The sequence below is a fragment of the Tsukamurella hominis genome, from assembly GCF_965137015.1.
GTDB lineage: Bacteria > Actinomycetota > Actinomycetes > Mycobacteriales > Mycobacteriaceae > Tsukamurella > Tsukamurella hominis.
In genome coordinates, this window is record NZ_CBCRZG010000003.1 from 196,122 (window position 1) to 219,308 (window position 23,187).

23 protein-coding genes are annotated in these 23,187 nt (G+C 71.4%); 10 read left to right on the forward strand and 13 right to left on the reverse strand.

The features are described from left to right. Positions 1 to 26 precede the first annotated feature (26 nt). Positions 27 to 776, reverse strand: coding sequence for an SDR family oxidoreductase (locus tag ACM9LD_RS05710; RefSeq protein ID WP_415675778.1), 750 nt, complete (start codon positions 774 to 776; stop codon positions 27 to 29). Positions 777 to 899: 123 nt separating this feature from the next. Here ACM9LD_RS05710 and ACM9LD_RS05715 point away from each other — a divergent pair, with 123 nt between their 5' ends. Beyond that, the gene (locus tag ACM9LD_RS05715) at positions 900 to 1,784 is read left to right on the forward strand and encodes a LysR family transcriptional regulator (RefSeq protein WP_415675779.1); all 885 of its coding nucleotides are present in this window, start codon (positions 900 to 902) and stop codon (positions 1,782 to 1,784) included. 13 nt (positions 1,785 to 1,797) lie between these two features. On the opposite strand, the gene ACM9LD_RS05720 is transcribed toward ACM9LD_RS05715, so the two are convergent. From ACM9LD_RS05720 to aceA, 4 genes are all read right to left on the reverse strand, one after another. Then, the gene (locus ACM9LD_RS05720) at positions 1,798 to 2,550 is read right to left on the reverse strand and encodes a class I SAM-dependent methyltransferase (RefSeq protein WP_415675780.1); all 753 of its coding nucleotides are present in this window, start codon (positions 2,548 to 2,550) and stop codon (positions 1,798 to 1,800) included. A gap of 35 nt (positions 2,551 to 2,585) precedes the next feature. After that, positions 2,586 to 3,533 carry an NAD(P)/FAD-dependent oxidoreductase gene (locus tag ACM9LD_RS05725; RefSeq protein WP_415675781.1) on the reverse strand — a complete coding sequence of 316 codons (948 nt, stop codon included), beginning with the start codon at positions 3,531 to 3,533 and terminating at the stop codon, positions 2,586 to 2,588. A gap of 80 nt (positions 3,534 to 3,613) precedes the next feature. Continuing rightward, positions 3,614 to 4,483, reverse strand: a complete 870-nt coding sequence (locus tag ACM9LD_RS05730) for a 3-hydroxybutyryl-CoA dehydrogenase (protein ID WP_415675782.1) — start codon at positions 4,481 to 4,483, stop codon at positions 3,614 to 3,616. A 170-nt stretch (positions 4,484 to 4,653) separates the two neighbouring features. Next, complete coding sequence (gene aceA, locus ACM9LD_RS05735) at positions 4,654 to 5,946, reverse strand: isocitrate lyase (RefSeq protein ID WP_415675783.1); 1,293 nt, start codon at positions 5,944 to 5,946, stop codon at positions 4,654 to 4,656. Positions 5,947 to 6,349: 403 nt separating this feature from the next. Between aceA and ramB the strand changes: the two genes are divergently transcribed. The 3 genes from ramB to ACM9LD_RS05750 all read left to right on the forward strand — a co-directional run bounded on the left by ramB (position 6,350) and on the right by ACM9LD_RS05750 (position 8,719). Beyond that, the gene (ramB, locus tag ACM9LD_RS05740) at positions 6,350 to 7,750 is read left to right on the forward strand and encodes an acetate metabolism transcriptional regulator RamB (protein WP_224651743.1); all 1,401 of its coding nucleotides are present in this window, start codon (positions 6,350 to 6,352) and stop codon (positions 7,748 to 7,750) included. Positions 7,751 to 7,838: 88 nt separating this feature from the next. Continuing rightward, positions 7,839 to 8,363, forward strand: coding sequence for a carboxymuconolactone decarboxylase family protein (locus tag ACM9LD_RS05745; protein ID WP_415675784.1), 525 nt, complete (start codon positions 7,839 to 7,841; stop codon positions 8,361 to 8,363). A gap of 2 nt (positions 8,364 to 8,365) precedes the next feature. After that, positions 8,366 to 8,719, forward strand: a complete 354-nt coding sequence (locus ACM9LD_RS05750; RefSeq protein WP_415675785.1) for a VOC family protein — start codon at positions 8,366 to 8,368, stop codon at positions 8,717 to 8,719. Between the two features lie 80 nt (positions 8,720 to 8,799). On the opposite strand, the gene thpD is transcribed toward ACM9LD_RS05750, so the two are convergent. Both thpD and lpdA read right to left on the reverse strand, forming a co-directional pair. Continuing rightward, positions 8,800 to 9,672 (reverse strand): ectoine hydroxylase, encoded by an 873-nt coding sequence (gene thpD / locus ACM9LD_RS05755; protein WP_415675786.1) that lies wholly within the window; start codon positions 9,670 to 9,672, stop codon positions 8,800 to 8,802. A gap of 213 nt (positions 9,673 to 9,885) precedes the next feature. Beyond that, positions 9,886 to 11,268 (reverse strand): dihydrolipoyl dehydrogenase, encoded by a 1,383-nt coding sequence (gene lpdA, locus ACM9LD_RS05760; RefSeq protein WP_415675787.1) that lies wholly within the window; start codon positions 11,266 to 11,268, stop codon positions 9,886 to 9,888. On the opposite strand from lpdA, the gene ACM9LD_RS05765 reads away from it, so the two are divergent. From ACM9LD_RS05765 to ACM9LD_RS05780, 4 genes are read left to right on the forward strand one after another with little or no spacing between them, the layout of a single operon-like run. Further along, complete coding sequence (locus ACM9LD_RS05765) at positions 11,257 to 13,338, forward strand: prolyl oligopeptidase family serine peptidase (protein ID WP_415675788.1); 2,082 nt, start codon at positions 11,257 to 11,259, stop codon at positions 13,336 to 13,338. The genes lpdA and ACM9LD_RS05765 overlap by 12 nt on opposite strands. Further along, complete coding sequence (locus ACM9LD_RS05770) at positions 13,338 to 13,922, forward strand: hypothetical protein (RefSeq protein ID WP_415675789.1); 585 nt, start codon at positions 13,338 to 13,340, stop codon at positions 13,920 to 13,922. Before ACM9LD_RS05765 ends, ACM9LD_RS05770 begins: the two co-directional genes overlap by 1 nt. 11 nt (positions 13,923 to 13,933) lie before the next feature. Further along, positions 13,934 to 14,248 (forward strand): thiamine-binding protein, encoded by a 315-nt coding sequence (locus ACM9LD_RS05775; protein WP_415675790.1) that lies wholly within the window; start codon positions 13,934 to 13,936, stop codon positions 14,246 to 14,248. Then, complete coding sequence (locus ACM9LD_RS05780) at positions 14,245 to 14,631, forward strand: VOC family protein (protein ID WP_415675791.1); 387 nt, start codon at positions 14,245 to 14,247, stop codon at positions 14,629 to 14,631. Before ACM9LD_RS05775 ends, ACM9LD_RS05780 begins: the two co-directional genes overlap by 4 nt. Positions 14,632 to 14,646: 15 nt before the next feature. Here ACM9LD_RS05780 and ACM9LD_RS05785 read toward each other — a convergent pair whose 3' ends face one another. Further along, on the reverse strand, positions 14,647 to 15,084 hold the full coding sequence (locus tag ACM9LD_RS05785; RefSeq protein WP_415675792.1) for a DoxX family protein: 438 nt from the start codon (positions 15,082 to 15,084) through the stop codon (positions 14,647 to 14,649). A gap of 101 nt (positions 15,085 to 15,185) precedes the next feature. Here ACM9LD_RS05785 and ACM9LD_RS05790 point away from each other — a divergent pair, with 101 nt between their 5' ends. Next, the gene (locus ACM9LD_RS05790; protein WP_415675793.1) at positions 15,186 to 15,878 is read left to right on the forward strand and encodes a L,D-transpeptidase family protein; all 693 of its coding nucleotides are present in this window, start codon (positions 15,186 to 15,188) and stop codon (positions 15,876 to 15,878) included. Positions 15,879 to 16,255: 377 nt separating this feature from the next. Here ACM9LD_RS05790 and ACM9LD_RS05795 read toward each other — a convergent pair whose 3' ends face one another. The 3 genes from ACM9LD_RS05795 to ppk2 are packed head-to-tail and all read right to left on the reverse strand — an operon-like array spanning position 16,256 to position 18,949. Then, positions 16,256 to 17,095, reverse strand: a complete 840-nt coding sequence (locus ACM9LD_RS05795; protein ID WP_415675794.1) for an alpha/beta fold hydrolase — start codon at positions 17,093 to 17,095, stop codon at positions 16,256 to 16,258. Continuing rightward, positions 17,092 to 17,958 (reverse strand): hypothetical protein, encoded by an 867-nt coding sequence (locus ACM9LD_RS05800; RefSeq protein WP_415675795.1) that lies wholly within the window; start codon positions 17,956 to 17,958, stop codon positions 17,092 to 17,094. Before ACM9LD_RS05800 ends, ACM9LD_RS05795 begins: the two co-directional genes overlap by 4 nt. A gap of 52 nt (positions 17,959 to 18,010) precedes the next feature. Continuing rightward, a complete protein-coding gene (gene ppk2, locus ACM9LD_RS05805) occupies positions 18,011 to 18,949 on the reverse strand; it encodes a polyphosphate kinase 2 (protein WP_415675964.1) in 939 nt (312 codons plus the stop codon). An 87-nt stretch (positions 18,950 to 19,036) separates the two neighbouring features. On the opposite strand from ppk2, the gene ACM9LD_RS05810 reads away from it, so the two are divergent. Further along, a complete protein-coding gene (locus tag ACM9LD_RS05810; RefSeq protein WP_415675796.1) occupies positions 19,037 to 19,687 on the forward strand; it encodes a TetR/AcrR family transcriptional regulator in 651 nt (216 codons plus the stop codon). A gap of 15 nt (positions 19,688 to 19,702) precedes the next feature. On the opposite strand, the gene ACM9LD_RS05815 is transcribed toward ACM9LD_RS05810, so the two are convergent. Then, positions 19,703 to 21,481 (reverse strand): ABC transporter ATP-binding protein, encoded by a 1,779-nt coding sequence (locus tag ACM9LD_RS05815; RefSeq protein ID WP_415675797.1) that lies wholly within the window; start codon positions 21,479 to 21,481, stop codon positions 19,703 to 19,705. After that, the gene (locus ACM9LD_RS05820) at positions 21,478 to 23,187 is read right to left on the reverse strand and encodes an ABC transporter transmembrane domain-containing protein (protein ID WP_415675798.1); all 1,710 of its coding nucleotides are present in this window, start codon (positions 23,185 to 23,187) and stop codon (positions 21,478 to 21,480) included. The genes ACM9LD_RS05815 and ACM9LD_RS05820 overlap by 4 nt, the downstream gene beginning before the upstream one ends.

Below are 23,187 nucleotides of genomic sequence, written 5' to 3' on the forward strand. Positions count from 1 at the left end.
GCGTGGACCGTCGGCGCGCGCCGATGTCAGCGCGTGGTGTAGCCGCCGTTCGCGAACAGCGTCTGGCCGGTGATCCAGTGGCCGTCGGTGGAGAGGAAGTCGACGATCGGCGCGATGTCCTCGATGAACGTCAGGCGGTTGCCCATGCCCTGCGACTTGTGGAACTCGACGCGCTCCGGCGTCTCCTGGCCGTAGAAGAAGGGCGTGTCCATCGGGCCGGGTGCGATGGCGTTGACGCTGATCCCGCGGACGCCGAACTCCTTGGCCGCGGCCCGGTTGAAGTGCTCCACCGGCGACTTGCCGCCCGCGTACGTGGAGTAGCCGTCGGTGAACGCGCCGAGCAGCGCGGTGACGATGGTGATGAGCGTGCCGTCGTCGTTCAGCGTGCGGCCGGCCTCCTTGATGAAGAAGTAGGCGGCCTTCGCGTTGATGTCCAGCATGGAGTCGTACTCCTCCTCGCTGGTCTCGAGGATCGGCTTGCGCAGCACCTTGCCGACGGTGTTCACCGCGACGTCGACGCCGCCGAACTCGGCGACGGCCGCGTCGAACAGCTCGGTGACCTTCGCGGGGGCGGTCAGGTCGCCCTGGAAGAGCAGCGCCTTGCCGCCCGCGGCCTCGACGGCGGCGGCGGTCTCGCGCGACTCCGCCTCCGACGACGGGCTGTTGTAGTGCACGACCACGTTCGCGCCGAGGCCGGCGAGGTGGCGGCTGACCAGGCCGCCGAGGTTCTTGCCGCCACCGGCGACGACCGCGGTCTTCCCTGCGAGCTTCGTCATGGATGTCTCTCCTTCGTCGAATGGGGATACCCTTTGCAATACCCAACGTACGCAGCGAACACACAAGCAACAATCGAATCTTTCCGAAGAATTCACCACTGTTGCTTGTGGAATGCTGGTGGGGTGACCACCCCCGATCTCCGCCGCCTGGAGCAGTTCGTCGCTGCGATGGAGGAGCCCTCCCTCGCCGCCGCGGCCGCCCGCCTGCACCTGAGCCAGCAGGCCCTCTCCGCCGCGCTCCGCCAGCTCGAGCGGGAGCTCGGCACGCCGCTGTTCACCCGCTCCGGGCGCCGCCTCGCCCCCACCGCCGCCGCCCGCTCCCTGTACGACGGTGCGCCGTCCGTCCTGTCCGGCGCCCGGCTCCTCGCCGCGCGGGCCCGGGCCGCTGGCGCCGAACGCCCGCGGGTGTTCGGCGTGGGGCGCAGCCCGGCGGTGACCGCCGAGGAGGCCTACGAGCTGCTCGAACCGCTCATCGATCGGCCGGAGTCACCGTCGATCACCGTGCGAGAGCTGTTCCCGTCGGCGATGGTCGACGAGCTGGAGGCGGGCACCGTCGACCTGGTGCTGCGACGGGGCGTCGCCCTCCCGGACCGGCTGGCCGGGGGCACGCTCACGTACCACCGGATGCGGGTCGCGCTGCACCACGACCACGAGCTGGCCGGCCGGGAGTCGCTGGCGCTGGCGGACCTCGCCGGCGCGCCCATCGTGGTGTGGGCGCCGCCGCACGCCTCGTTCTACACGGACTTCCTCGTCGCGCAGTGCCGGCGCGCGGGCTTCGAGCCGGACCTGCTGGTCAACCGCGTCCAAGGGACGCCGCCGGCGACGGCGGTGCTGACCTCGCCGCACGCGGCGGCCTTCGTCACCGACCCCGCCGGACCGCGGTTCGGGGGCCGGGTCACCGTCGTCGAGCTCGACGACGCCCCGCAGGTCCCCGTCCAGGCGCTGTGGGCGCCGCACACGACGGACCCGCTGCGCGCGGAGCTGCTCGCCGCCTATCCCCCGGCGTGACGGCCGGGCCGGGTCATTGCGCCTTGCGGGCCGTGACGAACTGCCCCTGCCCGCTGACGGTCTGCTGCACGTCGACGAGGCCGTAGTCCCGCAGCCAGCCGGTGATCTCGTCCTTGCCGAACCAGCGGAAGCCGGAGACGCGCTCCGCGGTCGACGAGCCGAGCACCGACGTCAGCGGCGTCTGCAGCGAGGTGAACAGCGCCACCCGGCCGCCGGGTTTCGTGACGCGGCAGATCTCGCGGACCGCGAGCCGCGGCGCCGGGATCAGGTAGAGCGCGGCGAGGCACACCACGGTCTCGAACGTGTCGTCCGGGAAGGGCACCTCGAGGGCGCTGCCGCGCACGTAGGCGACGCGGTCGTCGGTGTTGTCGCGCACCGCGCGCTGCAGCATGGCCTCGGAGACGTCGAGGCCGACGACGACACCCTCTCCGCGCAGCTTGCGGGCCAGCGGCTTCGTGTACAGGCCGGGCCCGCAGGCGACGTCGAGGACCTTCTGCTCCCCCCGGCCGGTCAGCTCCTCGAGCAGCACGTCGGTGCGGCTGAGCGTGCCGCTCCCACCGAGGCTGAACAGCCGGGTGAAGGCGGGCCGCCACGCCTTCTCGTACACCGCGGCCAAGGCGGGGTTGTGCATCAGCGCGTTGCTCAGGCCCGTCGGCTTCGCGGTGTCGGGGGCGAGGACGTCGAGGTAGCCGTGGCTGCGGTCGGGCTCCCGGCCGAGCCGGCCGGGGTCGAGGAGTGCCTCCACCCGGTCGAGTGCGCTGGTCATGCGGCCACGCTAGCGCGCCGCCCTCCCGGGCCGGGTCAGATCGCGGGCGCGACCCGGGCGAGGTCCGCCGCGATGTCACGCTCGAGCAGGTGTGCGCTGATCGCGGTCGCGGCGACGGAGCCCGCCCCGGCCGCGACGATGACCTGCGCCATCGGGTTCACGACGTTGCCGGCCGCCCACACGCCCGGCTGCCCGGCGACCGCACCCATCGGGTCGACGGGGACCGTCGGGAAGGGTCCGGCGGCGCCGCGCTCGGCGCCCAGCTGCAGGAGCAGGTCGTCCTGCGGCACGAATCGAGGGCCGACGAAGACGGCCTCGCGCGGGATCTCGGTGCCGTCGGCGAGGCGGACGGCGCGCAGGGCATCGTCCTCGATGACCAGGCCGGCCACGGCACCGTCGACGATGCGGGTCCCGCGCGCCTCGATCCGCGCCCGGTCGGCATCGTCGACCTCGAGGCCGTTGGTGAAGAAGACCAGGTCGCGCGACCACTGCGGGATCATCAGCGCCTGGTGCACCGACATGGCGGGGTTGTCGCCGCCGAGCACCGCCAGCGGGCGGTCGCGCACCTCGTAGCCGTGGCAGAAGGGGCAGTGGATGGCGTCGTGGCCGAAGCGCTCGGCGACACCGTCGACCGCGGGAAGCACGTCCGTGAGGCCCGTCGCGACCAGCAGGGTGCGGGCGCGCAGCACCTCGTCGCCGGCGACGACCTCGATCAGGTCGCCGTCCCGGCGCACGGCGGTCGCGGCGCCCGAGAGGATGCGCACCCCGTAGGCCTGCGCCTCGCGGCGGCCGATCGCGAGGAGCTCGGCGGGATTCAGGCCGTCGTGGCCGAGGTAGCCGTGCATGTGCTCGGCGGGGGCGTTGCGGGGCGCGCCCGCGTCGACGACGGTGACGGCCCGTCGCGCCCGACCGAGGACCTGCGCGGCGGTGAGGCCGGCGGCCCCGCCGCCGACGATGACGGTGTCGATGATGTTCTCGCTCATGCACCCACCGTGCGCCGGAAACGGCTGAACCGGCAAGTTTCCTTGCCGGTTCAGCAACCTTTTCCGCTTCGGGGCGAGTCCTACTTCGCGGGGTACTCGTAGATCCCGCGGCCCGACTTCTTGCCGACGTAGCCGGCCTCCACCAGGCGCAGCAGCAGCGGCGGCGCGGCGTAGGTGGGCTCCTTGTACTCGGCGTACATCGCGTCGGCGATGAACTTCACCGTGTCCAGGCCCACGAGGTCGGCCAGCTTGAGCGGGCCCATCGGGTGGGCGCAGCCGAGCATCATGCCCTTGTCGATGTCCTCGGCGGTGGCGAAGCCCGACTCGTACATGCGGATCGCCGAGAGCAGGTACGGCACCAGCAGCGCGTTGACGATGAAGCCGGAGCGGTCCGTCGCGCGCACGACCTGCTTGCCCAGCACCTCGGACGCGAACTGCTCGGCGCGGGCCGCCGCGGCCTCCGACGTCGACAGCGAGCTGATCACCTCGACCAGCGGCAGCACGGGCACCGGGTTGAAGAAGTGCAGGCCCAGCACGCGGCCGGGGTTCTTCGTGGCGGTGGCGATGCGCTGGATCGGCAGCGACGAGGTGTTGGACGCGAGCACGGCGTCGGGGTCGGTGATGACCGCGTCGAGCTTGCCGAAGATCTCGGCCTTGACGGCCTCGTTCTCGACGATCGCCTCGACCACCAGCTGGCGGTCCGCGAAGTCGGCGAGGTCGGTGGTGAACGTCAGCCGCTCTGCAGCCTGGTCGCGCTCACGCTCGGTGATCTTGCCGCTGGACACGGCGCGGTCCAGCGACTTGAGGATGCGGGCGCGGCCGCCGGCCGCGAGCTCCTCGGTGGCCTCCCAGACCAGCACGTCGGCGCCCGCGCGCGCGGACACCTCGGCGATGCCGCCGCCCATCTGGCCCGCGCCGACGACGCCGACCCGCGAAACAGCTTCAGTCATAACATTTCCGCCTCTCCGAAACTTCTGCCGATATGCAGGCGGCCCGCAACGTCTCGTTGCGGGCCGCCTGTCAGGTATTCGGGCACGTTCTGGGCGTACCCCTGTGGGGTTACCCCCGTCTCACCTCACGCACTCGTCGCGAGGCAGGACCGAGTCCCCGGACCGAGTTCCTAGTGGAACTGGCCCTCTTCGGTCGAGCCCTTGAGCGCCGCGGTGGACGTGTTGGGGTCGACGGTGGTGGCGATGCGGTCGAAGTAGCCGGCGCCGACCTCACGCTGGTGCTTGGTGGCGGTGTAGCCGCGCGCCTCGGACGCGAACTCGCGCTCCTGCAGGTCGACGTAGGCCGTCATGCCCTCGCGGGCGTAGCCGTAGGCCAGGTCGAACATCGAGTGGTTGAGGGCGTGGAAGCCGGCCAGCGTGATGAACTGGAAGGTGAAGCCCATCGCGCCGAGCTCCTTCTGGAACTTGGCGATGGTCGCGTCGTCCAGCGCCTGCTTCCAGTTGAAGGACGGCGAGCAGTTGTAGGACAGCAGCTGGTCCGGGAACTCGGCCTTGACGCCCTCGGCGAACTTCTTGGCGACCTCGAGGTCCGGAACGCCGGTCTCCATCCAGATCATGTCCGCGTACGGCGCGTAGGCCTTGGCACGGGCGATGCAGGGCTCGATGCCGTTCTTGACGTTGTAGAAGCCCTCGGCGGTGCGCTCACCGGTCACGAACGGCTTGTCGCGATCGTCGACGTCCGAGGTGATCAGGGTGGCGGCCTCGGCGTCGGTGCGCGCGATGACGACGGTGGGGGTGTTCGCCACGTCGGCGGCCAGGCGGGCCGAGGTCAGGGTGCGGATGTGCTGCTGGGTGGGGATGAGCACCTTGCCACCGAGGTGGCCGCACTTCTTCTCCGAGGCGAGCTGATCCTCCCAGTGGGTACCGGCGGCACCCGCGGCGATCATGGCCTTCTGCAGCTCGTAGACGTTCAGGGCGCCACCGAAGCCGGCCTCGCCGTCGGCCACGATCGGCACGACCCAGTTGTCGACGGACTTGTCACCCTCGACGCGGGCGATCTCGTCGGCGCGGAGCATGGCGTTGTTGATGCGACGCACGACCGACGGCACCGAGTTGGCCGGGTACAGCGACTGGTCGGGGTAGGTGTGGCCCGAGAGGTTCGCGTCACCGGCGACCTGCCAGCCGGAGAGGTAGATCGCCTTGAGGCCGGCGCGCACCTGCTGCACGGCCATGTTGCCGGTGAGGGCACCCAGGGCGTTGATGTAGGAGCCGTCACCCTTGGTGACGCCGTCCCACAGGATCTCCGCGCCGCGGCGAGCGAGGGTGTTCTCCTCGACGACGCTGCCCTGCAGCTCGGCGACCTGCTCGGCGGTGTACTCGCGCGTGATGCCCTTCCAACGCGGGTTGGTGTCCCAATCCTGCTGGATCTCGGCGGCGGTCCGCGGCTGTCCGACGGTGCTCATTGGCTCCCCGTTCTTCTCTGCGTCGATGTGGATCTGATCGGCCACCGGGAGGCTGAGCGAGGGCTATCGCTAACCCGATTCGCTGTCCCGGCGTTGCGCCTTCGCCTACTGTGCCACACCTAAAGCCGCAGGCCAAGGCGGTCGACGATGCCAAAGCAAGCCATGAAATCACGCCGATCCTGCTAATCCTGCGAAGGTTCACGGCGAGCCTCAGCGAAAAAAGTACGCCCGTACTGGGAGTTTGCCGGCGCCGGGCGCCACGCCTCCGACCCCCGATCTCCGACGGTCCGCCGCCGCCCGCCGCCCGCCGCCGGCGCACGGATGTGACACACCTCACTGCAAAGCTCCGTCCGAACCCTCGTAACCCGTCGGTAGCTGCGACTCCGCGACTAAACTTCGCCGCATGTCCAAGACCTTCGTGGGGGCACGACTCCGCGGCCTGCGCAAGGAGCGCGGGCTGTCGCAGGCGTCCCTGGCGGAGGCGCTGGAGATCTCGCCGTCGTACCTGAACCAGATCGAGCACGACGTGCGGCCGCTCAGCGTCCCGGTGCTCCTGAAGATCACCGACGTCTTCGGCGTCGACACCTCCTTCTTCAACTCCCAGGACCAGACGCGGCTGATCGCGGAGTTGCGCGAGGTCACGATGGACGTCGACGCGCCCACCAGCACCGACGAGCTGTCCGAGCTCGCGCGCGACCACCCCGGCTTCGCCCGCGCGATGGTCGCCCTGCACCGCCGCTACCTCGGCGCCGCCGATCAGCTGGCCCAGGTGACGGACGGCCGCAACGACCCCGGCGCGCGCGGCAGCATCCCGAATCCGCACGAGGAGGTGCGGGACTTCTTCTACCAGCGGCAGAACTACTTCCACGAGCTCGACGTCGCCGCCGAGGAGCTCACCGCGCGGATGCGCATGCACAACGCCGACGTGCGCACCGAGATCGTCACGCGACTCGAGGCCGTGCACAACGTCTCCATCCGGCGCCGCGTCGACCTCGGGGAGACGGTGCTGCACCGCTACGACCCGCGCACCCGCGTGCTGGAGATCAACCGCCACCTGTCGAGCGGGCAGCAGGTCTTCAAGATGGCGGCCGAGCTCGCGTACCTGGAGTGCGGCCGGGAGATCGACGCCCTGGTCGATGGCGCCGCCTTCGGGTCCGACGAGGCCCGCGCCCTCGCCCGGCTGGGGCTCGCGAACTACTACGCCGCCGCCGTCGTGCTGCCGTACACGCAGTTCCACGGCGCCGCCGAGGAGTTCGAGTACGACATCGAACGCCTGTCGGCGTTCTTCTCGGTCAGCTACGAGACCATCGCGCACCGCATGTCCACGCTGCAGCGGCCGAACCTGCGCGGCGTGCCGCTGTCCTTCGTCCGCGTCGACCGCGCGGGCAACATGAGCAAGCGGCAGAGCTCCACCGGCTTCCACTTCTCCGCGTCCGGCGGCACCTGTCCGCTGTGGAACGTCTACGAGACCTTCGCCTGGCCGGGCAAGATCATCACGCAGATCGTCGAGATGCCCGACGGACGGAACTACCTGTGGGTCGCGCGCACCGTCGAGCGGCGGGCCGCGCGGTACGGCCAGCCCGGCAAGACCTTCGCCATCGGGATCGGCTGCGAGCTGCGGCACGCGCACCGCCTGGTCTACGCCCGCGGCCTCGACCTCTCCGACGCCAACGCCACCCCCATCGGCGCCGGCTGCCGCGTCTGCGAGCGTGCCGGCTGCCCCCAGCGCGCCTTCCCCGCCATCGGCAAGGCGCTCGACATCGACGAGCACCGCTCCACCATCTCGCCCTACCTCGTCCGCTAGGCCCCGCCCTCGACCTCCCCACCAACCGCTCCGCGATCTCGCCCTACCTCGTCCGCGAGGAGTGCCCGCTGAGCGGTAGCGTCGGGTCATGACACCGCGCGTGACTCCCGGCGGACTCCGCCAGCTCGGCCCCCTCAACTACGCCATCGCCAAGATCGGCGCGAAGGCCATCCGCGCCGACGACATGCATCTGTTCTCCACCCTCGGCCGCACCAAGCGGCTGTTCGTCGGCTGGCTCGGCTACTCGGGCATGCTCATGCCCTTCGGCGCGCTCAAGCGCGCGGAGTCGGAGACGGTCATCGTCCGCGTCGCCTTCCTGCGGGAGAACGCCTACGAGCTGGGCCACCATCGCCGCATCGGCGCGCGGGCCGGCCTAACGGACACGCAGTTCGAGCGCATCTTCGACGGCTCCGGCTGGGACGAGCGCAGCGCCGCATTGCTCGACGTAGTCACCGAGCTGGTCGAGGAGAAGGCGGTGACCGACGAGTCGTGGGCCCGCCTCGCCGCCTTCTACGACGACCGCAAGCTGGTGGAGATCGTCATGCTCGCCACCAACTACGACGGCCTCGCCACCGCGATCGACGTCCTCGGCATCCAGCCGGAGAAGGCCTGATCATGCGGGTGCACAAAGTGATCCCGAACATCACCGTCGACGACATCGCCACCGCGCGCGGCTTCTACGCCGACTTCCTCGGCTTAGGCGACGAGGAGTTCAACCTCGGCTGGGTCGCCCGCTTCTCCTCCCCCGACCACGCCGCCAGCGTGCAGCTGGTGACCGGCGACCGTACCGCGGAGGTCGACTCGGACCTGTCGGTGATGACCGACGACGTCGAGGCGGCCTACGCCGAGGCGCAGCGCTCCGGCTACGAGATCGTCCACCCCCTCACCAGCGAGGAGTGGGGCCCGCGCCGCTTCTTCGTCCGCGCCCCCGACGGCACCGTCGTCAACGTCGTCGGCCACCCGCACTGACCGCTCACGATGTCGAGTTCTGCGGCACCACAGGTGCTCAGGAGCACACGTGACGCCGCAGAACTCGAATTCGTGAACTACTACCGCGCCGCCAGGTAGTCGGGGCGACGGGCGTCGGCGGCGAAGGGTTCCTGCAGCCCGTTGGAGACGGCGTTGAACACGACGAACAGGTTGGACCGCGGGTACGGCGAGATGTTCCCCGCCGAGGCGTGCAGGCAGTTGCAGTCGAAGTACAACGCGCTCCCTGCACCGCCGGTGACCTGCTCGATCCCGTACTCATCGGCCATCGCGGCGATGTCCCGCTCCTCCGGCGTGCCGAACGGCGGCCGGTAGGACTTGAGCGACTCGCGGTGGTACTCGCCGGGCGTGCGCCCCACGCAGGAGACGAACCGGCGGTGCGAGCCGGGCATGATCATCAGCGAGCCGTTGAACGGGGTGTTCGGCGTGAGCGCCAGCGAGACGCTCACCGCGCGCGGCGTGGGCATGCCGTCCTCGGCGTGCCAGGTCTCGAAGTCGCTGTGCCAGTAGAAGGGTCCGCCGGCGAAGCCGGGCTTGAGGTTGACGCGGCTCTGGTGCACGTAGACGTCGTCGCCGAGCAGCTGTCGGGCCACGCCCGCGATCTCCTCGCGCGCGATGATCGACGCGATCTTCTCGCTGAGCTCGTGCACCGCGAAGACCGACCGCACGCTGCCGTCGGAGGTCTCGCGGATCACCCGCTCGTCGGTGCCGAGCCGGGTGGTCACCGCGTCGATCTCGGCGCGGACGTCGCGGATGTCGCCGGCGCCGAGCACGCCCTCCACGCTGCGGAAGCCGTGGGCGGCGAAGTCGTCGACGGCACCGTCGGGCCAGGGGCCCGATCGTCCGGGCCAGACGACGGGGTCGTGCCGGTCGTGGATCTCGCTCTGGTCTACGCGCGTCGGGTAGTGGTCGGTGAGCGTCGCTGCGTTGTTCATCGATTCCTTCCGTCCGGGCAGTGCGCTTTCCACTGCGTGCCTCGCGGCGCGGACGTGAAGACGGTGACCGATGCCCTTTCTCGACCCGGCGCCGTGGCCACGCCACGCCGCGATCCCGACCCTGCCAGGGTCCGGCGCGAGTGTCCAACCCGCTGGAAGCGCACGGCGGCCCGGCACCGTGCATCGGTGCCGGGCCGCCGGGAAGTGCGATGCCTACAGGTTGATCATGTGGCCGGCGAGGCCGTGGATCGACTCCTGCAGCGCCTCCGAGAGCGTCGGGTGCGTGTGCACGTTGCGGGCCAGCTCGTTGACCGTGAGGTCCCACTTCTGCGCGAGGGTCAGCTCGGGCAGCAGCTCGGAGACGTCGGGGCCGATGAGGTGGCCGCCGAGCAGCTCGCCGTACTTCGCGTCCGAGACCAGCTTCACGAAGCCGACGGCGTCGCCGAGGCCCTGGGCCTTGCCGTTCGCCGAGTACGGGAACGTCGCGGTCTTGACGTCGTAGCCCTCGTCCTTGGCCTGCTGCTCGGTCAGGCCGAACGAGGCGACCTGCGGCTGGCAGAAGGTGGCGCGCGGCATCATGCGGTAGTCGCCCAGCGTCTGGGTCTCCGCGCCGGCGATGGTCTCGGCCGCCACGACGCCCTGCGCCTCGGCGACGTGCGCCAGCTGCAGCTTCGCGGTGACGTCGCCGATGGCGTACACGCCGGGCACGTTGGTGCGCATGTAGTCGTCGATCGCGATGGCGCCGCGCTCGGTGAGCGCGACGCCCGTCTTCTCCAGGCCGAAGCCCTCGACGCGCGGCGCGAAGCCGATCGACATGAGCACCTTGGAGACCGTGATCTCCCCGGCGCCCTTCGGGCCGGTGTACTTCACGACGACCTGCGAGCCCTGGTCGTCGACCGACTCGACCTTGGTGGAGGTCAGGATGTTCACGCCCAGCTTCTTGTACTGCTTGGCGATCTCCTTGGAGACGTCCGCGTCCTCGTTGGGCAGCGCGCGGTCCAGGAACTCGATGATGGTGACGTCCACGCCGTAGTTCTTGAGGACGTACGCGAACTCCATGCCGATGGCGCCGGCGCCGACGATGGCGATCGACTCGGGCAGGTCGCGGGTGAGGATCTGCTCCTCGTAGGTGACCACGTTGTCCGACAGCGTGACGCCCGGCAGCAGGCGCACCGTCGAGCCGGTGTCGATGATGATGTTGTCGCCCGTCACCGTCTGGTCGCCGACCTGGATGGTCTTGGCGTCGACGAACGTGCCGTAGCCGTTGATCTCGGTGATCTTGTTCTTCTTCATCAGGAAGTGAACGCCCTTGACGATCCCCTCCGACACCTTGCGGCTGCGGTCGAACGCCGCCCCGAAGTCGAACGAGACGTCACCGGAGATGCCGAACAGCTGTGCCTTGTGCGTGAAGGTGTGCGCCAGCTCGGCGTTCTTCAGGAGCGCCTTCGACGGGATGCAGCCCACGTTCAGGCACACACCGCCCCAGTACTTCTCCTCGATGACCGCGACCTTCTGCCCGAGTTGGGCGGCGCGAATAGCGGCGACGTAGCCTCCTGGGCCGGCGCCGAGTACAACAGTGTCAAAGTGATCAGCCACGGCTTTCAGCCTAGCCCTAGTGTGGAGTCCATGGACCAGTACGCATGGCTCGAAGAAGTGGAATCCGCCACTGCCCTGGATTGGGCCCGGGAACGCAACGCCGCGAGCACCGCGCGCCTGACCGGACCGAGGTTCGACGAGCTCGAGGCGGGCGTGCTCGCCATCCTCGACACCGACCAGCGCATCCCCTACCCGGTGTGGCGCGGCGAGTACCTGTGGAACTTCTGGCGCGACGCCGACCACCCGTACGGCCTGTGGCGCCGCACCACCCTCGAGTCCTTCCGCACCGACAGCCCCGAGTGGGATGTCGTCATCGACGTCGACGCCCTCCGCGAGGCCGAGGGCGAGAACTGGGTGTGGGGCGGGGCCGCCGTCCTCCGCGCGGAGTCGCCCGACGGTGCGCGGTACGACCGCGCCCTCGTCTCCCTCTCCCGCGGCGGCGCGGACGCGACGGTCGTGCGGGAGTTCTCCATCTCGCGCCGGGAGTTCGTCGACGGTGGCTTCTCCCTCCCGGAGGCGAAGAGCCGGATCTCGTGGATCGACAAGGACACCGTCTACGTGGGCACCGACTTCGGGCCCGGCTCGCTCACGGATTCGGGGTACCCGCGGCTGGTCAAGCGGTGGCGCCGCGACACCCCGCTCGGGCACGCGGACCTGGTCTACGAGGGCCATCACTCGGACGTGTCGATCGGCGCCGGCTACGACGACACCCCCGGCTACGAACGGCACTTCGTCTCACGCGCGATCGACTTCTACAACAGCGAGATCTACCTGCTCTCGCCGGACACGCTGGCGCTGGAGCGGATCGACGTCCCGACCGACGCCGATGCCGACGTGCACGAGTCACGCCTGCTGGTGCGCCCGAAGTCCGCGTGGGAACTGCCGACCGGGACGGTGCCCCCGGGCGCGTTGGTGGCCTTCGACTTCGACGCCTACCGGGCGGGCTCGCGCGAGTACAGCACCGTCTTCACCCCCGACGCGCACACGGCCCTCGCGGGGTACTCGTGGACCAAGTCGTACCTGCTGTTGTCGACGATGCGGGACGTGCGCTCGGAGCTGCACACCCTCGAGCCCGGCACGTGGGAGAAGCGGGAGACCCGCGGTTTCCCGGAGCTGGCCGAGATCGGCGTCTACTACACCGATCCGCGCGAGGGCGACGAGATCTTCGCCACCGCCAGCGGTTTCACCCTGCCTCCCACCCTGCTGCACGGCACCGCCGGCGGCTCGGTGGAGCCGCTGAAGTCGGCACCGGCCTTCTACGACGCCACGGGCGTCACGGCCGAGCAGTTCTTCGTCACGAGCGACGACGGCACGCAGATTCCCTACTTCGTCGTGCGCAAGCCCGCGGAGGGCCCGCAGCCGACGCTGCTCTACGGCTACGGCGGCTTCGAGGTCTCGCTCACGCCGGACTACACGGCGGTGTCCGGGACGTCGTGGATCGAGCGCGGCGGTGTCTACGTGCTGGCGAACATCCGCGGCGGTGGCGAGTACGGACCCGACTGGCACACGGCCGCTTTGAAGGAGAACCGGCTGCGCGCCTACGAGGACTTCGCCGCCGTCGCGAAGGATCTCGTGGCCCGCGGCATCACGACGCGCGAGCAGCTGGGCGCGCAGGGCGGCTCGAACGGCGGTCTGCTCATGGGCGTGATGTACACGCGGTACCCGGAGCTGTTCGGCGCCATCGTCTGCCAGGTGCCGCTGCTCGACATGCGGCGCTATCACCAGCTCCTCGCCGGCGCGTCGTGGATGGCGGAGTACGGCGATCCGGACGACCCCGCGCAGTGGGCGTACATCAGCGAGTACTCGCCGTACCAGAACCTGCCGGACGGGCCGGGTGAACCCGGCGACCTGCCCGCCCTGCTGGTCACCACGTCGACCCGGGACGACCGCGTCCATCCCGGCCACGCCCGCAAGTTCGTCGCGGCCCTGCGCGAGCGCGGCATCGAGGTGGACTACTACGAGAACATCGAGGGCGGCCACGGCGGCGCAGCCGACAACAAGCAGGCCGCCTTCAAATCCGCTCTCGCGTACGAGTTCCTGTGGCGCGAACTGGGATCATCGGGGAACTGATGCCCGCCCACAAGGCGCGCTCGCTGGCGGTCTTCATGGGCGCGATGACGGTACTGTGGTCGGTCCTGGGGTTGCACGCGGTGCCGGTCGTCGGTGCAGTGCTCGCGGTGGCGGGCGCCGGGGTGATCGTCGCCGCCGTCGCGCTCGCGCGCGGGCGGGCGGACGCCACGGCGGCGGAGCGCGGAGGGGCCGGCCGACCGCGAACCGGCGGTGCGTCCGGGTCCGTGTTCCGGCTCGCCGTGGCGGGCGAGGCAGTGGCCGCCGTGATCGCCGTCGTCGCGCTCAACCGGACCGGTCACCCCCAGTACATCACGCCTGCCATCGCCCTGGTCGTCGCGCTGCACTTCTTCGCCTTCCTGCTCGACGGCCCGCAGCCGATGCACCTCGCTGCCGGCACCGTGGGAACCGTCGCCGCCGCGACGGCGATCGGCCTCATGGCAGCGGGCATCGTCACGCCTGGCACCGGCCACGCGATCGCGGGCGGCGCACTCGCCCTGTGCACCCTCGGCTACGGCCTCGGATTCGTCCGCCTCCTGGCGGACTCGCCCCGCTCGACCACCGAACCCGGCACCGCCCGGAACTGAAAGGACTCCTCATGCTCGCTGCATTCTCGATCAGCCCGATGGGCGGCGACCAGGGCGCGGACGGCGGCGTCGCCGCCGCCGTCGCGGAGGCCGTCGCCATCGTCCGCGCCTCCGGCCTCCCCAACGAGACCACGGCGATGTTCACCACCATCGAGGGCGAGTGGGACGAGGTGATGGCGGTCATCAAGGCGTGCGTCGACCGCCTCGCCGAGAGCGCACCGCGCGTCTCCCTCGTGGTCAAGTGCGACATCCGTCCCGGGCACACCGGCCAGCTGACCGCGAAGCTCGAGCGGGTGGAGCAGCACCTGCGGGACTCGGGGCGATGACGCTCCGCTCCGTCGAGCCGCAGCTGTTCGTCGCCGACGTCCTCGCCGCGGTCGCGTACTACGTCGACCGCCTCGGCTTCGAGGCGCGGTTCGTGCACGGCGAGCCCGCGTTCTACGCGCAGGTGGCGCGGGACGGACTGGCGCTCAATCTCCGCCATGTCGACGAGCCGGTGATCCCGCCGGAGCTCCGGGACCGCGAGCACCTGCTCGCGGCGACCTTCGGCCTCGCCTCTGCGGCGGATCTCGCCGCGCTGGCGGACGAGTTCGTCGCGCGGGGCGCGGAGATCGCCGAGCCGCTGACGCAACAGCCGTGGGGCTCCGACACCGTCACCGTCCGCGATGCGGACGGGAACCTCCTCCTGTTCGCGGCTCCGTCGGACTGATCCGCCGGATCGCACTCACCGGCGCTGCAGCCGGGCCTCGATGCCGAACGGTTCGTCGAGGGCGAAGCGGCCCGGCCCCGCGCCCGCGAGGGCGAGAAGAATCAGGAGCAGCAGCCACTCGGGGCTGTAGAAGAACTGACTCAGGAAGCCGGGGACGGTGGTCGACGCCTCGACCGCCGTGGGCCACACCGAGTAGTAGATCGCGCCCACCATCGTGACCGCCAGCCCCGCGGCCGCGAACCGGCTGAGCAGCCCCAGCACGAGAAGGGCACCGAGGACCAGCTCCGCCCACGCCGTCACGGTCGACGCCAGATCGGGCTCCGGGATGCCCCACGCCGCGAAGTCGGCGACGAAGCGCTTCGGGTTCGCCGCCTTCCCCCACCCGCTGAGGAAGAACATCACCCCGACGCTCGCCCGCGCCACCAGCAGCCAGAGGTCCCTCGTCGTGTTCACGCCCCCGAAGGTACGGAAGTCGAGCCCCCATCGCACCGCGCCATGCGGCAGTGGAGTCGCCGGCTTCACGTGAAACCCCAGCTCGTGCCATACTGTGACGCATGTTGCTCAAGAGGCGTCAGGTGCTAGTGGGACTTGCCGCGCTGCCCGCCGCCGCGGTCGCCACGTCCCTGACCGTCCCGCACGCCGCCGCGGCCGACGCCGACAAGGCACTGCTCGACGCCGCCGTCGCGGCCGCGCCGACGGCCCGCGAGGTGATCACGGTGGCGGCACCGTCGTTCTCCTCCACCGACGTCCAGGTCTCGGCGTGGGCGCTGCTCGCGCAGGGCTGGACGAAGGTCTACGGGCCCGTCCCGGGCAAGGTCGGCCAGCAGGGCATCGGCGAGGGCAAGGACGGCGTGCCCCGTACCCCGTTCGGCGTCTTCAAACTCGACCTCGCGTTCGGCCGGCAGGACAACCCCGGCACCACGCTGCCGTACACCAAGGTGACGAATCAGCACTGGTGGGACGGGAACGTCAACTCCCCCACCTACGACCGCATGGTCGTCCAGGCCGCCAGCCCGGGCCCCGAGAGCGAGAACCTCTACGACATCGGCCCCGTCTACGACTACGCCGTGCACTTCGACAACAACCCGAGCCACACGCCGGGCAAGGGCGGCGCGATGTTCCTGCACGTCACCGACGGCAAGCCGACGCTCGGCTGCGTCGCGATCAGCCGCGACGGCATGATCACGCTCCTGAAATGGCTGGCGCCCGCACACAACCCGGTCCTGGTCACCGGCCTCGCGGGCTGATCCTCCCGGCGCGCACTACCGAGGTGCCCGGCGTCCACCGGGGGACCGAACGCCGCGCGGGGGTAGTCCGCTCCCCACCGAACTGCCCCGGCGTCCAGCGGGGGAGTGAACGCCGCGCGGGGGTAGACCGCTCCCCTACCGCACGCGCGGCCTCCGGCGAGGGAGCGAACGGCGGGCCCGCGGATCGGCGTCGCGCGGGGGACGAACACGGGCAGACACGCCACCGACGGGGGCTGCGCCGCTCACGTCAACGGACCGGTGATGCCCCGCGCGCATCACCCCAACTCTCAGAAACGTCGCTGATCTGCTCTTTCAGAGGGTATGCGCCAGACGCATCACCGTCGCGACCGACTACACCCACCAGGCGCCGACGGCCCTCAGCCGCGCGGCACGGACTGCGCGATCCACCCCGACAGCGCGGGGATCACCGCACCGGGCGAGAGGATCCATTGGTTGTGCCCCAGCGGATCCGCGATCCGCCGGTGCACGGACGACGGGAACTTCTCCCCCACGAACCGCGACTGCCGATCCGAGACGAGCTCGTCGCCGGCGATCGCCACGGTGAGCACGGGCGTCCTCGTCCCCGCCAGACGCGCCTCGTAGTCCACGTCCGCGCCGGCGACGTTGAAGTCGCCCGTCTGCACGAGATGGTCGAAGTCGGCCACGATCCCGGCGGGCACCTCGCCGAGGCCGTCGGGCCCGGACCAGTGGCCCCGTCGAGCGGCGGCAAGGGCGGCGACGGACGTCCCGATCCGGCGCGCCGTCCCCGACAGCCCGTCGAGCTTGTAATACCCCGTGCCGCAGGCGATCAGGATCACCCCGGCCAGGTTCCGCCGGGCCCGCGCGGCGTACATGACGCCCATCAGCCCGCCGAGGCTGTGTCCCAGCAGGATCCGCGGCGCGCCGGGGAACTTCTGCCGGGCCAGCGCGGAGACGGCCGGGTAGTCCTCGACCACCACGTCCTGGAAGCCGTGCTTCCCCCCGGCGCCGCGGGGCCGCGAATCGCCCTGTCCGCGCAGCTCGGCGACGACGGCGTTGAATCCCGCGTCGATGAGCCCGCGCCCGAAGTCGTCGAAGTAGCCGGCGGGCACGTTCACGCCGGGCCAGATCATCAGCACTGGCGCCGTGGGATCGGGGCCGCGGAAGATCCGGACGGGATTGGTGGTGCCGTCCTTGTACGTGAGCGTCGCGACGGTGGGCCGCGCCGTCGACGTCACCAGGCGCGCCGTTCCGCCCGCCGCGCGGCCACGGCGCCGAGCCCGCCGAAGATCAGCCCCAGCAGTGCGAGCGCGCCGCCGACCGCGGCCTCGGTCGCGATCCACGGCGTCAGGCTCTTCGTCACCTGGTCGAGCGCGGCGTCCACCACGGGGCTGAGCCCGCCGGTCCCGCTGCGGCTCGACACGTACGACGGTGCCGCCACGCACAGCATCCACGTCACGCCCGCGGCGACGGCGACGCCGAGCCCCAGGTAGAACATCATGAAGCCGCGGCGGTGCGCGGCCAGCAGCGCGAGCAGCGCCGCGGCGAGCGCGGTCAGGGGCGCGATCCACGCCGCCGACCGGATGGTGTCGGCGACGGACGCGTACCGTCCGGCCCGGAACAGGTCCCGGTTGGCGCCGGTCCCGGACAGGTCGATGGTGACCCGCTCCGGCACGGTCACCTTCACGTTGTTCGCGGCGGCGACGTCGCGGATCATCGGCGCCAGGTCGATCTCCGCGGTGGTCGCGCCGCGCAGCCGCTGCTCCGCGGTGGGCCGCACCAGCAGCCAGGTGTGCACCTGGCCGACGGCCTCCGTGAAGGCGCCCGGGAACTGCGGCCCGTGCACGTAGGTCGAGACGTAGGGCGTGATCGCGTCGAGCGGCGGCCGGGCGTCGCCTTGCTCGGTGAGCAGCCGCTGCACCTGCTGGGCGATCTCCTGCGCCATCGCGTCCTGCACCGCGCTGTCGCGGCCCAGCGGCTCCATGAGCTTCATGAACTCGGCGCGATCGAGCACCGTGCTCTTCGCCCACGCCGCGGGGACCGCCACGAACGTGGCCGCGATCGCCACGAGAACGAGGAGGAAGGCCGTCAGAGAACGCACGGCGACAACGGTACTCGACGGTGCCGTCGGCCCCGGTCGGCTCGGGCCACCGTCAGTCGCTGATCAGGTCGCGACCGCGGCCGACGATGAGCGGATCCGGGCCGGTGGCCAGGACGTCCATGTCCTTGTTGTCGTAGTCGAACTTGTCGAGGATGTAGCGCATCGCGTTGAGGCGGGCGCGCTTCTTGTCGTTGCTCTTCACCACGGTCCACGGCGCGTAGTCGGTGTCCGTCGCGGTGAACATCTCCTCCTTGGCCGCGGTGTACCCGTCCCACTTGTCGAGCGAGGCGAGGTCCATCGGCGAGAGCTTCCACTGCCGCACGGGGTCGATCTGGCGGATCGCGAAGCGGGTGCGCTGCTCGAGCTGGGTCACGGAGAACCAGAACTTGGTGACGTCGATGCCGTCCTCGACCAGCATCTTCTCGAACAGGGGTACCTGGTGCGTCCAGCGCTCGTGCTGTTCGTCGGAGCAGAAGCCCATGACCCGCTCGACGCCGCCGCGGTTGTACCAGGAGCGGTCGAACAGGACGATCTCGCCCTTGGTCGGGAAGTGGTCGATGTAGCGCTGGAAGTACCACTCGCCGGCCTCGCGCTCGGTGGGCTTGACCAGCGCCACCACGCGTGCGCCACGGGGGTTGAGATGCTCCATGAAGCGCTTGATGGTGCCGCCCTTGCCGGCGGCGTCGCGGCCCTCGAAGACGATGACCAGCCGCTGCCCGGTGTCTTTGACCCAGCGCTGCAGCTTGAGCAGCTCGATCTGCAGCAGGCGCTTGTCCCGCTCGTACTCGGAGCGGGCGAGGCGCTCCGAGTACGGGTAGCCCTCGCGCCACGTGTCCACGACGTGCCGCTCGGGGGTGAGCAGCACCGGATCGTCGTCATCGTCGTCGTTCACGGAGAAGCCCTCGGTCGCCCGCAGGTCGACGATCTTCTGCAGCGCCTCGCGGCCGCTGACCGCGCTCAAGTCGATGCCCACGGGCAGGTCGAGATCCATCACGCGCCGAAGGTTACGGGCAGGCACGGACCGGCGGGTGAACGTGGCGTGAACGCGGGGTGCGCTGTGATCGGTAAACTGTGCGGGATGCCCACCACCGCCAACCGCGGACGCCGGCGCGCCGAACACCTCGGGCCCGAGCGTCGCCGCCCCCAGGTCCTCGACGCCGCGCTGGAGATCGCCGCGCGCGACGGGCTCGCCGCCGTGACCATCGGCACCGTCGCCGACCGCCTGCAGGTCACCCGCCCCGTCATCTACTCGTGCTTCCCGGACCGCGTCGCGCTCATCACCGAGCTGCTCGACCGCGAGACCGAGACGATGATGACCTACGTCCTCACGTCGCTGCACAACGCGCACGGCGAGGACCCGGAGACCGCGTTCATCATCGGCATGCGCGGCCTGCTGGCCGCGGTCAACGAGCGCGCCGACACCTGGCAGCTGCTGTTCTCCGGCGTCACCGACCCGGAGGTCGTGCACCGCGTGCAGGGCGCCCGCGCGACCCTGGCGAAGCAGGCCGAGGACTGGATCCGGCCCGCGCTCATCCGCTGGTGGGACATGCAGGACCTCGACGCCAAGCTGCCGATGCTCATGGAGCTGTTCGTCTCGGCGTGCGAGGCCGCCGTCCGCTCGATGCTGGCCGACCGCCCCGACGACGCGGGAAAGGATTGGCGCGGCGACTCCGAGCGGATCGGCGCGTTCTACGGCTCCGCCGTCTACCGCGCCTTCCACGGCGCCTGACGGTCCGCCGTCACCTCACCGGTGACGGCTCCACGCCGCCCAGAGGGCGGCGTACCGTCCGCCCGCGCTGCGCAGTTCGTCGTGCGTGCCCTGCTCGACGATGGCGCCGCGCTCCATCACCAGGATCCGGTCGGCCCGGGCGGCCTGGCTGAGACGGTGCGCGACGACGAGGGCGGTGCGCCCGGCGAGCGCGGCCTGCGCGGCCTCCTCGAGCAGGTCCGCGTCGGCGCTGTCGGCGTCGGCGGTGGCCTCGTCGAGGATCGCGACGGGCGGGTCGAGCAGCACGAGACGGGCCAGCGCGAGCTGCTGCTCCCGCTGCGGGGTGAGCGCCTGTCCGCCCGCGCCGACGACGGTGTCCAGCCCGGCATCGAGCAGGGACACCCACTCCCGCGCGCCCACCCGCTCCAGGGCGGCGTCCAGCTCCGCGTCCGACGCCGACGGCGCCGCCATCCGCAGGTCCTCGGCGAGGGTGCCGGCGAAGACGTGGACGTCCTGCGTGAGCAGTACCGGCGCAGCGGAATCCGGCAGCGTCGCGAGGTCGGTGCCGCCGATCCGCACCGCGCCCGCGTCGGGCACGTGCACGCCGGCGATGAGCGCGGCGAGGGTCGTCTTCCCCGCGCCGGACGTGCCGACCACGGCCACCGTCTCCCCCGGCTCGAGGCGCACGGTGACCCCGTCGAGCACGCGGCGCCCGCCGCCGTACCCGAAGGCGACCCCGTCGACCTCGACGCGGGGCGGCCCGTCGCGCACGTCCACCACGCCCGACGGTGCCGGTCCCGACGCCTCGTCGTCGGCCACCCCGATCACCCCGACGATGCGGGCCAGGGAGGCTCCGGCGGACTGGATGTCGTCCATCACCAGCAGCAGCGCGCCGATCGGCCCGAACAGGCGCAGGAACAGCAGCATCGCGGTGGTGACGGCACCGACGGTGACGAGGTCCCCGTCGACGAGGGCGAAGCCGAGCACGAGGATCGCGGCCATGCCGACGAACTCGGCGAGATTGACCCGCCCGAAGAGCCGGTTCTGCACGATCCGCGCGCGCATGGTCCAGCGCACGACCCGCCACGAACCGTCGCTGACCCGCAGGCTCGCGTGGTCCATGAGGTCGTAGGCGTGCACGGTCGGCAGGCCGCGGATCGACCCGAGCATGTGGTGCGCCCGCTCCGCCATGGCCGCCCGCTCGGAGCGGTAGACCGGCGGCGCGACGCGCACGTACATCCGCGCGCCGAGCACGTAGACGGGCAGCACGACGACCACGACCGCCAGGAACCGCCAGTCGAGCGCGGCGAAACCGGCGACGGTCACGGCGACGGAGAAGCCGGACCGGGCGAGCGCGGGCACGCCGCGGGAGATGGCCTGGCTGACCGCGCCGACGTCGTCCGTCGCGCGGGAGACCAAGTCGCCTGACCCGGCCTCCTCGACCCGCGACTGGGCGAGCCGCAGCGCCGCACCGACCATCGACTCGCGCAGCCGGGCGAGCGCGGTCTCGAAGACCTGCGCGGAGAGGGCGATACCGAGGCCGGTGAAGACCGCCGAGGCGATCGCGGCGGCCGCCATGAGCCCGCCGATCCGCAGTACGTCGGGGTAGCCGCGGCCGTCGATCGCGACGTCGACCATCGCGCCGAAGCCCCACGGCACGGCCAGGCCGAGGGCGGCGCCCGCGAGCAGGACCACGAACACCAGCGCGAGGGCGCCGCGCTTCCCCGCGAGCAGGCCGCGGGCGAAGCGGAAGGTCTCCGCCCCGTCGGCGATCGGGAGGGCGCCGGCGGTGCCGGCCGTGCTGGGGGCGCTCATGCGCGGACCTCCGCCCCGGCGGGGCTGACGGTGAGCACGGTGTCGGCCGCGGCGATCAGCGTCGGGGAGCCGGTGAAGACGACGGTGGCGAGGCCCTCGCGGGCCGCGCCCAGCCGGTCGGCGATCGCGGCCTCGGTGACGGAGTCGACCGCGCTGGTCGGGTCGACGAGCACCAGGGTGCGGGTATCGGTGGCGAGCGCGCGGGCCAGCGCGACGCGCTGACGCTGGCCGCCCGAGAGCAACCGGCCGGCCTCGCCCACGGAGGTCTGCAGCCCGTCGGGCAGGACCTCGAGGACGTCGTCGCAGGCGGCCGCGAGGAGCGCCGCCGCGACCCGGTCGGGGGCGCCGCCGGCGGCGACGTTCTCCTCGACGGTGCCCTCGAACAGGGTGGTCGCGTGCGGCGCGACGCGCACGGTCCGCAGCGCCACGGGCTGGGTGAGCGTGTACAGGTCGGTGCCGCCGACGGTGACCCCGGCGCCCGGCCGCGGTGCCCCGGACCGCGCGAGCAGCGCGGTCGCGGCGGCGGTGGTCTCGGCGCCGCACACCACGGCGGTGACCCCGGTGGGCGGGAACTCCAGGTCGACGACGCCCTCGCCCGCGGGGACGCCGGTGAGCCGCACGGGCACCTCGTCGCCGTCGTGCGCGTGCAGCACGCCCTCGTCGCGGGCGAAGGGCGCCTGCAGCACCATCAGCACGCGCTTGGCGGAGGCGTTCCCGGCGACCCAGAACTTGCCGACGTTGGTGCCCATGGCCTGCAGCGGCGCCATCACGACCTGGGTGAGGCCCACGACGGTGATGAGCTGGCCGACGGTGAGGTCGCCGTGCACGGTCTGGACGCCGGCGAGCACGCCCACGAGCACCACGAACGCCGCGGCGACGGCCTCCATCGCGCCCACGTAGGCGCCCTCGGAGCGGCGGGCCTTGATGACGGCCGCGAGGGCGCGGGCGCTCGCCGCCCGGTACCGACGGTCGGCCTCGGCCTCGGCGTGCATGCCCTTGACCACACGGAATCCGGCGACCAGGTCGGCCGCGGACCCCGCTGCCTCGCCGGCGGCCCGCTGCTCGGCCTCGCTGCGGGCACGCAGGGCGCCGCCCGCCTTGTCGAGGCACCACAGCATCGCGGGCGCGCCGAGCAGCACGAGCAGGCCCAGCTGCCAGGAGATCGACAGGAGCACGACGCCGCAGAAGACGATCGCCGCGAGCTCGCCCACCGGGTAGAGGCCGAGCGCGACCGACATGGCGAGGCGCTGCACATCGGAGGTGGCGATGGACAGCAGCACGCCGGGCGAGTGGCCGCCGCCCAGGCCGCGCGGGTCCAGGATCCGGTCGGTGACCTGGGTGCGCAGCCGGTGCTGCACGGTGTTCATCCCGAGGAAGCCGATGCGCGAGCCGAACCGGAAGCTGAACGAGAGGAAGGCGAACAGGGCCGCGAGCACGAGGACCCAGCGGATCGTCGCCGCCCAGTCCCCGGTCTGGATGGCCCGGTCGATCGCGAGGCCCATCACCACGGGCACCAGCGCCTCGCCGACCTGGTGGCCGATGATGAGCAGGCCCGCGGGCAGTGTCCGCGACGGGTTGCCGAACATGGTGCGCAGCACCAGCTGCCGCGGCGTGGTGTCGGCGTCGACCGCGAGCGGCCGATGGTCGGGCTGCTGCTCGGGCGCCTCGAAGAACACCGGCAGCCGGCTGCCGGTCCAGTCCGCCAC